This is a genomic window from Streptomyces brevispora, assembly GCF_007829885.1.
Lineage (GTDB): Bacteria > Actinomycetota > Actinomycetes > Streptomycetales > Streptomycetaceae > Streptomyces > Streptomyces brevispora.
The window spans coordinates 2,553,041-2,565,158 of the sequence record NZ_VIWW01000001.1 but is presented as its reverse complement, the minus strand read 5'-3'; the positions used below and the strand labels follow the sequence as shown (position 1 = coordinate 2,565,158).

The window sequence follows — 12,118 nt, the reverse complement described above, 5'->3', positions numbered from 1 at the left end:
GCACACCTTGAGCGCATCCACACGATTGAGTGAGTGGCTGCGGACATGGAGTGACGACAGGGGGCCTGCAACCGGCACAACGAGTGGCGCGGCAGTTGGGTTACGCACGAAGGATGATCGGACCAGTGAGGGATGAACGTATCGCCGAGAGTGATTCGGTCCGGGGTGAGGTCAGCGGGCATCGTCCGGAAGGAGTCGGGCAAGTGTGCGGACGGCGCGGTACTGCAGGGTCTTGATCGCGCCCTCGTTCTTGCCCATCACCCGGGCGGTCTCGGCGACCGAGAGGCCCTGCAGGAAGCGCAGGGTCACGCACTCCTGCTGCTGGGGGTTGAGTCGGCGCACGGCTTGCAGCAGTGCGGCATTGGAGAGGGACTCCAGGACGGAGTCCTCGGGGCTGCGCTCGACCTCGTTGGCGTCGAGCATTTCGCCGGTGGTCACTTCCAGTCGGAAACGACTGGACTTGAAGTGGTCGGCGACCAGGTTGCGAGCGATGGTGACCAGCCAGGCGCCGAAGTCGCGGCCCTGCCAGGTGAACGTGGAGATGCGCCGCAGGGCGCGCAGGAAGGTCTCACTCGTGAGGTCCTCCGCCGTCGCCTTGCCGCCCACGCGGTAGTAGATGTAGCGGTACACGGTGTCGCTGTACTGGTCATAGAGGCGGCCGAAGGCGTCAGCCTCACCGGCCTGTGCGCGCTCGACGAGATCCATCATGCGCGCGCTGTCGCTGTCGGCCGTCGGCCGACGAACGGTGGACGTGGTTGTTGCGCCGCGGTTGCTGCGTCTTCCGACCGCCGCACCGCGTTCGGCCAGCGCGTAGCAAGGGCCGGCAGGTGCAGGGGTGGCAAAGGCGGGTACGGCGTACGCGGTGGGGACGAAGCCGCGCAAGCGGTCGGCGACCGTTGCGCGCAGCGTAGCCAGGCCCGAGGCGTCAACCCCGACGTGTGGGTACACGGGACTCCCAGAGGCAGAGCTTCCATCACGTGCAGTGCGAAACCGTCACTCGTCGTAGTGAGTGGTGGGTTCCGGAATGCGTCTGAGGAGAATAACGCTTCGTACAGGCTGTGCTACACCCAGTTGCTAAAATCACCGATTACGTCGCTTCTGTAGCGACTATTCGACACATTAAGTAGCCCGTTGTGATCGTTTGTTGATCGAATCGCTTCGGGATCTGTCGCTAGCCGCGACGGGTTGTGGTCGGGTGCGGCAACCCGACCGGCGGGGCGGCCGGGGTCAGCGGCGGCGGCGGTGCAGGGCGACGGCGGCGGCGGTGCCGCCCGCGAGGGCGCCCACGCCCGCCGCGGCCGGGATGCCGACCTTGGCGGCCTTGCGTCCCGTCCGGTAGTCGCGCAGCCGCCAGTCGCGGGCGCGGGCGTACTTACGGAGCTTGGCGTCCGGGTTGATCGCGTACGGGTGTCCGACCAGGGACAGCATCGGGATGTCGTTGTGTGAGTCGCTGTACGCGGCGCAGCGCGCCAGGTCCAGGCCCTCCGCCGCGGCCAGGGCGCGTACCGCCTCGGCCTTCGCGGGGCCGTGCAGCGGCTCGCCGACCAGGCGTCCGGTGTAGACCCCGTCGACGGATTCGGCGACCGTGCCGAGCGCGCCGGTCAGGCCGAGGCGGCGGGCGATGATCGTGGCGGTCTCCACCGGGGCGGCGGTGACCAGCCAGACCTTCTGGCCGGCGTCGAGGTGGGCCTGGGCGAGGGCACGGGTGCCGGGCCAGATGCGGTCGGCCATGTACTCGTCGTAGATCTCCTCGCCGATGGACATCAGCTCGGAGACGCGGTGGCCCTTGACGATGGACAGGGCGCTGTCGCGCGCGTCCTGCATGTGTTCGGGGTCCTCCACGCCGGCCAGCCTGAACCAGGCCTGCTGCCAGGCGAACCGGGTCAGCTCGCGGCGTTCGAAGAACTTCCGTTTGTACAGGCCGCGACCGAAGTGGAAGATCGCCGCGCCCTGCATGACGGTGTTGTCGAGGTCGAAGAAGGCGGCGGCCCGGTCGTCACCGACGACGGGGAACTCGGGTTCCGGGGCCTCGGTGCCGGACGCGGCGCGGGCCTCGGCTTCGGTAGCGGCGTCGGTGTCGGCGGACCGCTCGGCGTCGAGCGAAGATTTCCGCGCTGCTTCTGCTGCTGCCTCGCCTGCCAGCACGCTCCGTGCTGTCGCGGAACGCCTACGGGGTGTGAGCCATCCAAGAGCGGCCATGTCGTGAGCATAGCCAGTTGGTTCGGCCCTTCCGGACCTGCCGGGATGCGTCGGCGTGAACTCTCGGGGACCGAATTGTTAAACGGGTGATTCCGGGCGTAGCGGATGAAGGTCGGAGCAGCTCCGTTCCCGGCGCAGAATGAAGGGCATGAGTGCCCTGTTGCGTCGTACGAAGAAGAAGCCCGCGGACCGGGTGGTGACCCTTGTCGGGAAGCCCGGGTGTCACCTCTGTGACGATGCCAGGCTGGTGGTGCGCGCGGTCTGCGAGGAGACCGGCGCATCCTGGGAGGAGAAGGACATCACCGGGGACGAGGAGCTGTACCGGGAGTACTGGGAGCAGATCCCCGTGGTCCTCATTGATAACGAACAGCACACGTTCTGGCGGGTGGACCCGGCAAGACTGCGCAGCGCGCTGATTTCCTGACCGAAACCCGGTTACCATCGTGGGCGTTTTGAGTGGTCCCGGGGGCGTAGTCGTGAGGAGTGTGTTCCGCTTTGCCCCCTTCGGGCCCGCATCGGGCTGATGCGATCGGTGGTTCCTGGATCGCGCGACGAATGTGCGTGACCCCGGTCACTTTGACCGGACAAATCGGACACTATCTTTGTGCACGCGTTCACAAAGACATAGCCTGCATTCGACGGGGCGGCCATGGGACATGCGGCCGCCTGCAGCCCCGCTCATCCAGCAGGAGCACCGTGGCAACTGGCCGAAATCACCGACCGGCGACCCGTAGCCGAGGAATTCCCGAGGCCACCGTCGCCCGACTTCCGTTGTATCTCCGTGCGCTGACCGCGCTCTCCGAGCGCTCGGTGCCCACGGTCTCCTCCGAGGAGCTCGCTGCGGCGGCGGGGGTCAACTCCGCCAAGCTCCGCAAGGACTTCAGCTACCTCGGTTCGTACGGGACGCGCGGAGTCGGCTACGACGTCGAGTATCTCGTCTACCAGATCTCCCGTGAACTCGGCCTCACCCAGGACTGGCCGGTCGCCATCATCGGCATCGGCAACCTCGGGGCCGCGCTCGCCAACTACGGCGGATTCGCCTCCCGTGGCTTCCGGGTCGCCGCGCTGATCGACGCCGACCCCGCCATGGCCGGGACGCCCGTCGCGGGTATCCCCGTCCAGCACGCCGACGACCTGGACCGGATCATCAGCGAGAACGGCGTGTCGATCGGTGTGATCACCACCCCGCCCGGTGCGGCGCAGCAGGTCTGCGACCGGCTCGTGGCCGCCGGTGTCACCTCCATCCTGAACTTCGCCCCGACCGTGCTCTCGGTGCCCGACGGTGTTGACGTGCGCAAGGTCGACCTCTCCATCGAGCTTCAGATCCTCGCCTTCCACGAGCAGCGCAAGGCCGGCGAGGACGCCGCCGCGGACAGTGCCTTCGACCCGGCCGCACCGCCCGTGCGTGCCGCGACCACCAGCCGGAAGGGACCCGACGGGGACATGCCCGCCGTGATGCCGGCATGAGTCTCCTTGTCGTAGGGCTGAGCCATCGCAGCGCCCCCGTCTCCGTGCTGGAGCGGGCCTCGCTGGCTGCCGGTACCCAGGCCGAGCTGTTGCGGGACACCCTCGCCGCGGAACCCGCGGTCGAGGCCGCCGTCCTCGCCACCTGCAACCGCATCGAGCTGTACGCCGACGTGGACAAGTTCCACGCGGGCGTCGCCGAGCTGTCCATGCAGCTCGCCCGGCACAGCGGCGTCGGTCTGGACGAGCTCACTCCGTATCTCTATGTGCACTACGAGGACCGGGCCGTCCACCACCTCTTCTCGGTGGCCTGCGGACTGGACTCGATGGTCGTGGGCGAGGGCCAGATCCTCGGCCAGATCAAGGACGCGCTGGCGCTGGGGCAGGAGCTCCACACCGCCGGCCGGCTGCTGAACGACCTCTTCCAGCAGGCCCTGCGGGTCGGCAAGCGCGCCCACAGCGAGACCGGGATCGACCGGGCCGGGCAGTCGCTCGTCACCTTCGGTCTGGAGCAGCTGGCCGAGGGGCGCGACCCCGGTGTCTGGGCGAAGGGCAAGCGCGCCCTGGTGATCGGCGCGGGCTCGATGTCCTCGCTGGCCGCCGCGACCCTGGCCCGTACCGGTGTCGCCGAGATCGTCGTCGCCAACCGCACCCGGGCCCGCGCCGACCGGCTGGTCGAGATCCTCGGCGAGGCCGGCGGCACCGGAGTGGTTGCCCGTGCCGTGGAGATGGCCGCGGTCGCCGACGAACTGACACGTGCCGATGTCGTCGTCTCCTGCACCGGTGCGACCGGTCTGGTACTGAGTGCCGAGGCCGTCGCCGGTGCGCTCGGGCTGGACTTCGACTCCGCCGAGGAGGCGCCCGACGCACCCTCCGCCGCGCCGCCCGCCGACCTCGACCAGCACGCGGCGTGGGTGGAGAACGGTTCCGCCACCGCGACCGCGCAGGCCCAGGCCGTCCGCCGGGTCACCCTGCCCGCCCAGTCCACCGGCCCGGTCCGCTTGGCCCTGCTGGACCTGGCGATGCCGCGCGACATCGACGGCGGCGCCGGCCGCCTCGACGGTGTGCGCCTCGTCGACATCGAGTCGCTCGCCGAGGCGTCCGCCGATGCCCCGATGGCCGCCGATGTGGACCAGGTGCGCACCATCGTGGCCGACGAGGTCGCCGCCTTCGGTGCCGCCCAGCGCGCCGCCCACATCACTCCCACCGTCGTCGCCCTGCGCACGATGGCCGCCGGAGTGGTCGCGGGCGAGATCGCACGGCTGGACGGACGCCTTCCCGACCTGGACGAAAAGCAGCGCGCCGAGATCTCGCAGACCGTGCGCCGCGTCGTCGACAAGCTCCTGCACGCGCCCACCGTGCGGGTCAAGCAGCTCGCCAGCGAGCCCGGCGGCGCCGGGTACGCCGATGCGCTGCGGGAACTCTTCGACCTCGACCCGCAGACGGTCGCCGCCGTCTCCCGGGCAGACCTGAACGACCCGAATCGAGGGCGGTCATGACCGACAACTCACCCCTGGGCGCGGGGGCCACCGAGCCGCTGCGGCTGGGGACCCGGCGCAGCAAGCTCGCCATGGCGCAGTCCGGCCTGGTGGCCGAGGCCGTCAGCGAGGTGACCGGGCGGGCCGTCGAGCTCGTCGAGATCACCACGTACGGGGACATCTCCCGGGAGCACCTCGCGCAGATCGGCGGGACCGGCGTATTCGTCGCCGCGCTGCGCGAAGCCCTGCTCCGCGGCGATGTGGACTTCGCCGTCCACTCGCTGAAGGACCTGCCGACCACGCAGCCCGAGGACCTCGTGCTGGCCGCCGTGCCGGTGCGCGAGGACCCGCGTGACGTGCTGGTGGCGCGGGACGGGCTGACCCTCGGGCAGCTGCCGTCCGGCTCCCGGATCGGCACCGGCTCGCCGCGTCGTATGGCGCAGCTCAACGCGTACGCCCGCAGTCACGGTCTCGACATCGAGACCGTGCCGATCCGCGGGAACGTCGATACGCGTATTGGTTTTGTTCGAAGCGGTGAACTGGACGCGGTGGTACTCGCCGCGGCCGGACTCAGCCGTCTCGGCCGGACCGGTGAGGTGACCGATTTCCTGTCGGTCGACACCGTTCTGCCCGCTCCCGGTCAGGGAGCACTGGCGATCGAATGCGCTGCCAGCAGCGCTGACCTCGCCGCCGCGCTCGCGGAGCTCGACGACCCGTTCACCCGGGCCGCCGTGACCGCCGAGCGTGCCCTGCTCGCCGCCCTGGAGGCCGGCTGCTCCGCACCTGTGGGTGCGCTTGCCGACCTCCTGGCCGACGGCCAGGCTGTCAACGAACTGCGTCTGCGCGGTGTCGTCGGGTCCACCGACGGTTCCTCGCTGGTGCAGCTGTCCACCACCGGTCCCGTTCCCACGTCGCACGACGACGCGGCGGCGCTCGGTCGCGAACTCGCGGCCGAGATGCTTGCCAAGGGTGCGGCCGGTCTTATGGGGGAGCGAGCACTTTGAGCCCCACCGGCCCCGCCGCATCCGATTTCCCTGTCCTGTCCGCAGGGCACGTCACCTTCCTCGGCGCCGGTCCCGGCGACCCGGGACTGCTGACTCTGCGCGCCGTCGAGGCGCTTGCGAGCGCGGACGTTCTTGTCGCCGAGCCGGACGTTCTCGGCGTCGTTCGCTGCCATGCGCGGGCAGGCGTAAGCACGCCTGAGCTGACGGTTGTTGACGGGCAGTCAACAACTGTCGGTGTTCCCGTTCTCAGGGATGCGGTCAATCTTGTCATGGAGGCCGCGAAGGGCGGCAGGCGGGTCGTCCGTGCCGTCTCCGGTGACCCGGGACTGGACGGGAACGCGGGCAGCGAGATGCTGGCCTGCGCCGCCGCCGGTATTCCCTTCGAGGTCGTACCCGGTGTCGCCAACGTCGTGGGGGTGCCCGCGTACGCCGGGGTGCCGCTGCGGGACGCGCGGGGCGCCGACGTCCGGTTCGTCGACGCCCGTACCGCCTCGGACCGCTGCTGGAGCGAGGTCGGCGCGAGCGATGCCACGTGCGTCATCTCGACGTCGCTCGACGCGGTGGCCGCGGCCGCCGGTGAGCTGGTCTCGGCGGGCCGCAAGCCCGACACCCCGCTGATCGTGACGGTCGCGGGCACGACGACCCGGCAGCGCACCTGGACGGCGACGCTGGGCACCATCGCCCAGCTCTTCAAGCAGGCCAAGGTCCTTCCGTCGCCGGAGGGGCACCGGCCCGTCATAGCCGTGGTCGGGGAGCGCAGCTCCGCTGCCCAGCGCGACCAGCTCGCGTGGTTCGAGTCCAAGCCGATGTTCGGCTGGAAGGTGCTCGTGCCGCGTACGAAGGAGCAGTCGGCGTCGCTCTCCGACCAGTTGCGTTCGTACGGTGCGGTGCCGCACGAGGTTCCGACGATCGCCGTCGAGCCGCCGCGTACGCCCCAGCAGATGGAGCGCGCGGTCAAGGGCCTGGTCACGGGCCGCTACGAGTGGATCGCGTTCACCAGTGTCAACGCGGTGAAGGCCGTCCGGGAGAAGTTCGAGGAGTACGGGCTCGATGCCCGTGCCTTCGCCGGGATCAAGGTCGCGGCCGTCGGCGAGCAGACCGCCGCCGCGCTCGTCGACTTCGGTGTGAAGCCGGATCTGGTGCCGTCCGGTGAGCAGTCCGCCGCCGGTCTGCTGGAGGACTGGCCGCCGTACGACCCGGTCTTCGACCCGATCGATCGTGTCTTCCTGCCGCGTGCCGACATCGCCACCGAGACGCTGGTGGCCGGTCTCATCGAGCTCGGCTGGGAGGTCGACGACGTCACCGCGTACCGCACGGTCCGCGCCTCGCCGCCGCCCGCCGACACGCGTGAGGCCATCAAGGGCGGCGGTTTCGACGCGGTGCTCTTCACCTCGTCCTCGACGGTGCGCAACCTCGTCGGCATCGCCGGCAAGCCGCACAACGTGACCGTCATCGCGTGCATCGGCCCGGCCACGGCGAAGACCGCCGAGGAGCACGGTCTGCGCGTGGACGTCCTGTCCCCGGAGCCCTCGGTGCACAAGCTGGCCGAGGCCCTCGCGGCGTTCGGTGCGCAGCGCCGGGAAGCGGCGAAGGAGGCCGGTGACCCGGTGACGCGGCCGAGCGAGCGGCGTCCCGGTGCGCGGCGGCGTCGTACGACGACCTGATCCGGCGTGCTGAGTGCGGGGCCCCGCCGCTTCTTCGTGAAGCGGCCGGGCCCGCTCTGCTGAACGGGCCCTCTTTTCCCGGCGCAGGTGTCGGTAAGACGCTGATGTGTGCGGGTCTAGTCTCGAAGGATGACTGTGTACGGAAACTTCCCCGGCTCTCGCCCCCGGCGGCTGCGGACGACCCCCGTGATGCGGCGCATGGTCGCCGAGACGCGGCTCGATCCGGCGAACCTGATCCTGCCCGCGTTCGTGCGCGAGGGCATCGACGCCCCGGTCGCCATCGCGGCCATGCCGGGCGTGCGGCAGCACACCCTGGACACCCTGCGGAAGGCCGCGGTCGACGCGGTGTCGGCCGGGGTCAGCGGGATCATGCTGTTCGGTGTGCCGCTGGACGAGAAGAAGGACGCCCGCGGCACGGCGGGCACCGACCCGGACGGCATCCTCCAGGTCGGTCTGCGCGCGGTCCGCGAGGAGGTCGGTGACGATCTCGTCATCATGTCCGACCTCTGTCTGGACGAGTACACCGACCACGGCCACTGCGGTGTGCTGACCGAGGACGGCCGGGTCGACAACGACGCGACGCTGGAGCGGTACGCGGAGATGGCGCAGGTCCAGGCCGACGCGGGCGCCCATGTGGTCGGCCCCAGCGGCATGATGGACGGCCAGGTCGGGGTGGTCCGTGACGCGCTGGACCAGACGGGGCACGAGGACGTGTCGATCCTCGCGTACACGGCGAAGTACTCCTCCGCCTTCTACGGCCCGTTCCGCGAGGCCGTCGGCTCCTCGCTCAAGGGTGACCGCAAGACGTACCAGCAGGACCCGGCCAACTTCCGCGAGTCCCTGCGCGAGCTCGCGCTCGACCTCGGCGAGGGTGCGGACATGGTCATGGTCAAGCCGGCCGGACCGTATCTGGACGTCCTGGCGAAGGTCGCGGAGTCGGTGGACGTGCCGGTGGCGGCGTACCAGATCAGTGGCGAGTACTCGATGATCGAGGCCGCCGCGGAGCGGGGCTGGATCGACCGGGACGCGGCGATCATGGAGAGCCTGACCGGTATCCGGCGGGCGGGCGCGCAGATGATCCTGACGTACTGGGCGACGGAGGTCGCGCAGCGGCTGGGGCGCGGCGGTTCCTGAAGCGGGTACGCGAAAGTCCCGCCCCCGGACCTGTGACGTACCACGGGTCCGGAGGCGGGACTTTCGCGTCGCGGCCCCGGTCGGCCGGCGGGCCTACTTTCCGGTGGCGTAGGTGGTCCAGATCCGGAGCGGGAAGACGTTCCCGCGCTCCGAATCGTCTCCGCCGACACCCTGCATTCCCAGTAGTTGAGGGGTTCCCGGCTTGTTGCGGAACATCGTCACCGCCGTGGTCAGCCCCTCGGCGTGGCCGATGAACCAGGCCGACCTCATCCGGTCGTCCTCATGGGTCGCGCCCGCCGAGAGGTCGTCGAGGGTCCTGGAATCGGCGAGCGCGTCGAACTTCCTGTCCCGGGCCAGTGACGTCCAGGCCACGATCCCCAGGCTGTCCTTCACGTCGTGCGCCACGGAGGCGTTCATCGCGCGCTGCGGTTCCGCCTTCCCGAAGCCCTTGACCGTCTCGCCGTCCCGCGTCACCCCGGTCACCGAGTAGGGCTCGGCCCCCATGCCGTTGTTGCTGAAGGCGGTGTACGCGTCCGCCATCCTGACCGCGCTCGGTGTGGACGTGCCGAGGGGGAAGGACTTGTCCAGGCGGGCCAGGCTCTCCTCGCGCAGCCCGGCCGCGACCGCCATCTTCTTCACCTTCTTCAGCCCGATGTGCTTGCCGAGCCGTGTGAAGGTGAGGTTGGCCGACCTGGTCAGCGCGTAGCGCAGGGGCATCGACACCGAGACCTGCACCGGGACGGGGCGGGCACCCGACCCGCCTGGCGGCGCCGTCATGCGCGGGCCGCTCGTGATCAGGCGCCCCGCGTCGTCGTAGCCGCTGCAACGGTGGACGATGACCCACGATGCCCCACATGTCGGCCGGTGAGGCTGTCCGGGGGCGAGGGCTGAGGGCGGGGGCCGGTCCCTCAGACCGCCGGTCCGAGGCCCCAGGCCGTGAGGATGCGGGCCGCCTCCCGGCCCAGTGTCCGGTCGTCGGCGAGCCGGTGCAGCACCTCGGCCCGGCCGTCGCTCGGGCCCGCGTGGCTGAGCGCGGCCAGGGCGTTGTCCCGGACGAGCTGGTCCTCGTCGAAGAGGACGGCGGCCGCCATCGCGTCGTGGATCTCCGGATCGTCCGCGTAGGGGCCGAGCGCCATGGCCACGTACTGCCGCACCAGGTCCTCGTCGGGGCCGCGCATCACGGCGAGCAGTGCGCGGGCGGCCCGTTGCCGGTGCGCGTCGTCCGTGGGCGGCCACATCCGCAGGGCCGTCGCCGCCTCGATCCTGGCGAGCTCGTACTCCTCGGTGTCCTCGGTCACCGAGGCGAGGAACGGCAGGGCCGCCGGGTGGTCGGGCCGGTCCGCGAGTATGCCGCTCACTCCCGCGACGAGTTCGCGCCTCTTGTCGCTCTCGGGGGGCTGTGCGCGGAACTGGTCGATGAGGCTCTCTGTCCGGTCCATTGTGTGTGACTTCCCCGTGGGCGGCGGCGCATTCCCCGTGCGTGTCCTTCGGCTCAGGCCGGGGGCAGCCGTTCGGTGCAGCCGACGGCTTCGCGTACGTCCTCGTCCGGGTCCTCGGACAGGCGCCGGAGCAGTGTGTCGACGCCGGGTGTCGACCAGCCGGCCACGGCCTCGACCAGGGCCGTGCGGACGGTGGCGTCGGGGTGGTCGGCGAGGTGGGCCAGCTGTCCGACCGGGCCCCGTCGGCGCATGCCCAGCCAGTGCAGGGCCGCGCACAGTTGTGCCGCGTCGCCCGGGTCGCCGCCGTCGGCGATCCGCCTGAGGAGGACGGGAGTTGCGGGCGCCGGTCCGTCGAGCGGGTGCGGCCTGCGCCGGCGCAGCCGCTGCGAGCCGTACTCGCCGCGCACCCGGCAGCCGTAACAGGTACAGGGCCGCTTGCCGTTGGAGTCGGGGAAGTACCGCCAGCCGGTCAACTGGCGCACGGCGCGCACCCGGTGGATCTCGGCTCGGGTGACGGCCCGGGGGACGAAGACCTCCCAGCCCCGCGGGTCCTCCAGCGCGGCCACCCTTCGCACGGCCCCGCTCGCCGTGGTGGAGAGGTGGGCCCGGCCCGGCCGGTTGCAGTAGTGGCCGACCGTGACGGGTTCGTCGTCCGGCAGCCGGAGCTGGACCGCGACGAGGCCGCGCGGGCCGCCCCGGCGGGCGAGCTCGCGCAGCCACTGGTGGGTCAGCGTGTAGGAAGGCAGGACCGGGAAGCAGAACAGGCCCTTCGCGCTCGTGTTGCTGCCGTCCTCGACGCGGCCATGGCTGACGGCCCGTATCCCGGACTTCCGGATACGGGCCGCGTTCGCAGCTGGGGTCAGGTGTACGAGCATGGCCATGGCAGCCATCGTAGGGGGAGCGAGCGGCGGGGCGGCGGATCCGGTTCGGCTCCGGGGCCGCCCCCGCGTACGGGCTCAGTACTGGAGGGCGTCGGCCATCTCGGTCTGCCAGTAGGTGACGAAGCCGTTGTCGTCCCAGTAGGTGTTGGCCGGGAGCGACAGCTCGGCCGAGGTGCCCGTGGAGCCCTCGGGGCTCTTGCCGGAGAAGTTGACCTGGAGGTGGGTGGCCTTGCGGGGGGCCGGGCCGTTGCCGGGCTCGCCGGTCAGGCCGATGGAGGCGTAGGCGGACTGGCCCCGGTCGAGCGTCACGACGGCCTGCGGCCGGCTGTCCTCCAGGATCGGGAAGACGGCCTGCGCGTCGTCGAAGCGGAGCTTGGGCGCGTAGTAGGCGTTGCAGAGGTGGGGGCCCGCGTTCGTCAGGGTGAGCAGCAGGTGGTTGACGGGGCGGCTCACCTTGGTGACGGTGACCTTGGTGTTGTCGCCGGTGCAGGTGACCGTCTTGGTGCTGCTGTTGGTGTTGCCTGCCTTGTCCGCGGAGGCGGTGCCGCCCTTCTTGCCGTTCGTGCCGACCTGGGCGGTGCTCTCCGACGTGCCGCCCGTCTTGCCGTTGTCGGTGTCGGCGCTGGTGTCGTCGGCGTTGGTGTCGGCGTCGGTGCCGTCCTTCTCCGGCGCGGTGGTCGGCGACTGGGACTGCTTGGCGGAGCTGTTCGCCGCCGGAGCGGACGCCGCCGCCTTGCCGTTGTCGCTCGTGCTGACGTCGTCACCACTGCATGCGGTGAGCGAGAGGGCGGCAAGGAGGGCGGTGGCGGCGAGGGCGGTGGTGCGGATGCGGTTGCTGCGCATGGTGGTACTCCC

12 protein-coding genes are annotated in these 12,118 nt (G+C 70.7%); 6 read left to right on the top strand and 6 right to left on the bottom strand.

All coding sequences use genetic code 11. The features are described from left to right. Positions 1-171: 171 nt before the first annotated feature. Positions 172-948, bottom strand: coding sequence for an ECF subfamily RNA polymerase sigma factor, BldN family (locus FHX80_RS11745; RefSeq protein WP_123460007.1), 777 nt, complete (start codon positions 946-948; stop codon positions 172-174). 279 nt (positions 949-1,227) lie between these two features. Continuing rightward, positions 1,228-2,199, bottom strand: coding sequence for an HAD family hydrolase (locus FHX80_RS11740; protein ID WP_145764144.1), 972 nt, complete (start codon positions 2,197-2,199; stop codon positions 1,228-1,230). 148 nt (positions 2,200-2,347) lie between these two features. Here FHX80_RS11740 and FHX80_RS11735 point away from each other — a divergent pair, with 148 nt between their 5' ends. The 6 genes from FHX80_RS11735 (at position 2,348) to hemB (ending at position 8,943) form a co-directional block, all read left to right on the top strand. Beyond that, positions 2,348-2,623: a glutaredoxin family protein gene (locus FHX80_RS11735; protein ID WP_145764143.1), complete on the top strand. Its 276-nt coding sequence runs from the start codon at positions 2,348-2,350 to the stop codon at positions 2,621-2,623. Between the two features lie 272 nt (positions 2,624-2,895). Continuing rightward, complete coding sequence (locus tag FHX80_RS11730; protein WP_145764142.1) at positions 2,896-3,666, top strand: redox-sensing transcriptional repressor Rex; 771 nt, start codon at positions 2,896-2,898, stop codon at positions 3,664-3,666. Then, positions 3,663-5,162, top strand: a complete 1,500-nt coding sequence (locus tag FHX80_RS11725) for a glutamyl-tRNA reductase (RefSeq protein WP_145764141.1) — start codon at positions 3,663-3,665, stop codon at positions 5,160-5,162. The genes FHX80_RS11730 and FHX80_RS11725 overlap by 4 nt, the downstream gene beginning before the upstream one ends. Beyond that, positions 5,159-6,145, top strand: coding sequence for a hydroxymethylbilane synthase (gene hemC / locus FHX80_RS11720; protein WP_145764140.1), 987 nt, complete (start codon positions 5,159-5,161; stop codon positions 6,143-6,145). The genes FHX80_RS11725 and hemC overlap by 4 nt, the downstream gene beginning before the upstream one ends. After that, entirely contained in the window at positions 6,142-7,809 is a 1,668-nt protein-coding gene (locus FHX80_RS11715) for a bifunctional uroporphyrinogen-III C-methyltransferase/uroporphyrinogen-III synthase (protein ID WP_145764139.1), read from the top strand. Before hemC ends, FHX80_RS11715 begins: the two co-directional genes overlap by 4 nt. Before the next feature lie 129 nt (positions 7,810-7,938). Further along, positions 7,939-8,943: a porphobilinogen synthase gene (hemB, locus tag FHX80_RS11710; RefSeq protein ID WP_208764635.1), complete on the top strand. Its 1,005-nt coding sequence runs from the start codon at positions 7,939-7,941 to the stop codon at positions 8,941-8,943. Between the two features lie 93 nt (positions 8,944-9,036). On the opposite strand, the gene FHX80_RS11705 is transcribed toward hemB, so the two are convergent. From FHX80_RS11705 to FHX80_RS11690, 4 genes are all read right to left on the bottom strand, one after another. After that, complete coding sequence (locus tag FHX80_RS11705; protein WP_145764138.1) at positions 9,037-9,720, bottom strand: penicillin-binding transpeptidase domain-containing protein; 684 nt, start codon at positions 9,718-9,720, stop codon at positions 9,037-9,039. A 131-nt stretch (positions 9,721-9,851) separates the two neighbouring features. After that, the gene (locus FHX80_RS11700) at positions 9,852-10,382 is read right to left on the bottom strand and encodes a HEAT repeat domain-containing protein (protein WP_208764634.1); all 531 of its coding nucleotides are present in this window, start codon (positions 10,380-10,382) and stop codon (positions 9,852-9,854) included. A gap of 53 nt (positions 10,383-10,435) precedes the next feature. Further along, entirely contained in the window at positions 10,436-11,263 is an 828-nt protein-coding gene (locus tag FHX80_RS11695; protein ID WP_208764633.1) for a HEAT repeat domain-containing protein, read from the bottom strand. A 75-nt stretch (positions 11,264-11,338) separates the two neighbouring features. Then, the gene (locus tag FHX80_RS11690) at positions 11,339-12,106 is read right to left on the bottom strand and encodes a DUF4232 domain-containing protein (protein ID WP_145764137.1); all 768 of its coding nucleotides are present in this window, start codon (positions 12,104-12,106) and stop codon (positions 11,339-11,341) included. Positions 12,107-12,118 lie beyond the last annotated feature (12 nt).

Excerpts from the sequence above, each read along its gene's own strand:
- FHX80_RS11725 (WP_145764141.1), top strand. The coding sequence starts at position 3,663 with ATGAGTCTCCTTGTCGTAGGGCTGAGCCATCGCAGCGCCCCCGTCTCC.
- FHX80_RS11740 (WP_145764144.1), bottom strand. The coding sequence starts at position 2,199 with ATGGCCGCTCTTGGATGGCTCACACCCCGTAGGCGTTCCGCGACAGCA.
- FHX80_RS11700 (WP_208764634.1), bottom strand. The coding sequence starts at position 10,382 with ATGGACCGGACAGAGAGCCTCATCGACCAGTTCCGCGCACAGCCCCCC.
- FHX80_RS11705 (WP_145764138.1), bottom strand. The coding sequence starts at position 9,720 with ATGACGGCGCCGCCAGGCGGGTCGGGTGCCCGCCCCGTCCCGGTGCAG.
- FHX80_RS11735 (WP_145764143.1), top strand. The coding sequence starts at position 2,348 with ATGAGTGCCCTGTTGCGTCGTACGAAGAAGAAGCCCGCGGACCGGGTG.
- hemC (WP_145764140.1), top strand. The coding sequence starts at position 5,159 with ATGACCGACAACTCACCCCTGGGCGCGGGGGCCACCGAGCCGCTGCGG.
- FHX80_RS11695 (WP_208764633.1), bottom strand. The coding sequence starts at position 11,263 with ATGGCCATGCTCGTACACCTGACCCCAGCTGCGAACGCGGCCCGTATC.
- hemB (WP_208764635.1), top strand. The coding sequence starts at position 7,939 with ATGACTGTGTACGGAAACTTCCCCGGCTCTCGCCCCCGGCGGCTGCGG.
- FHX80_RS11690 (WP_145764137.1), bottom strand. The coding sequence starts at position 12,106 with ATGCGCAGCAACCGCATCCGCACCACCGCCCTCGCCGCCACCGCCCTC.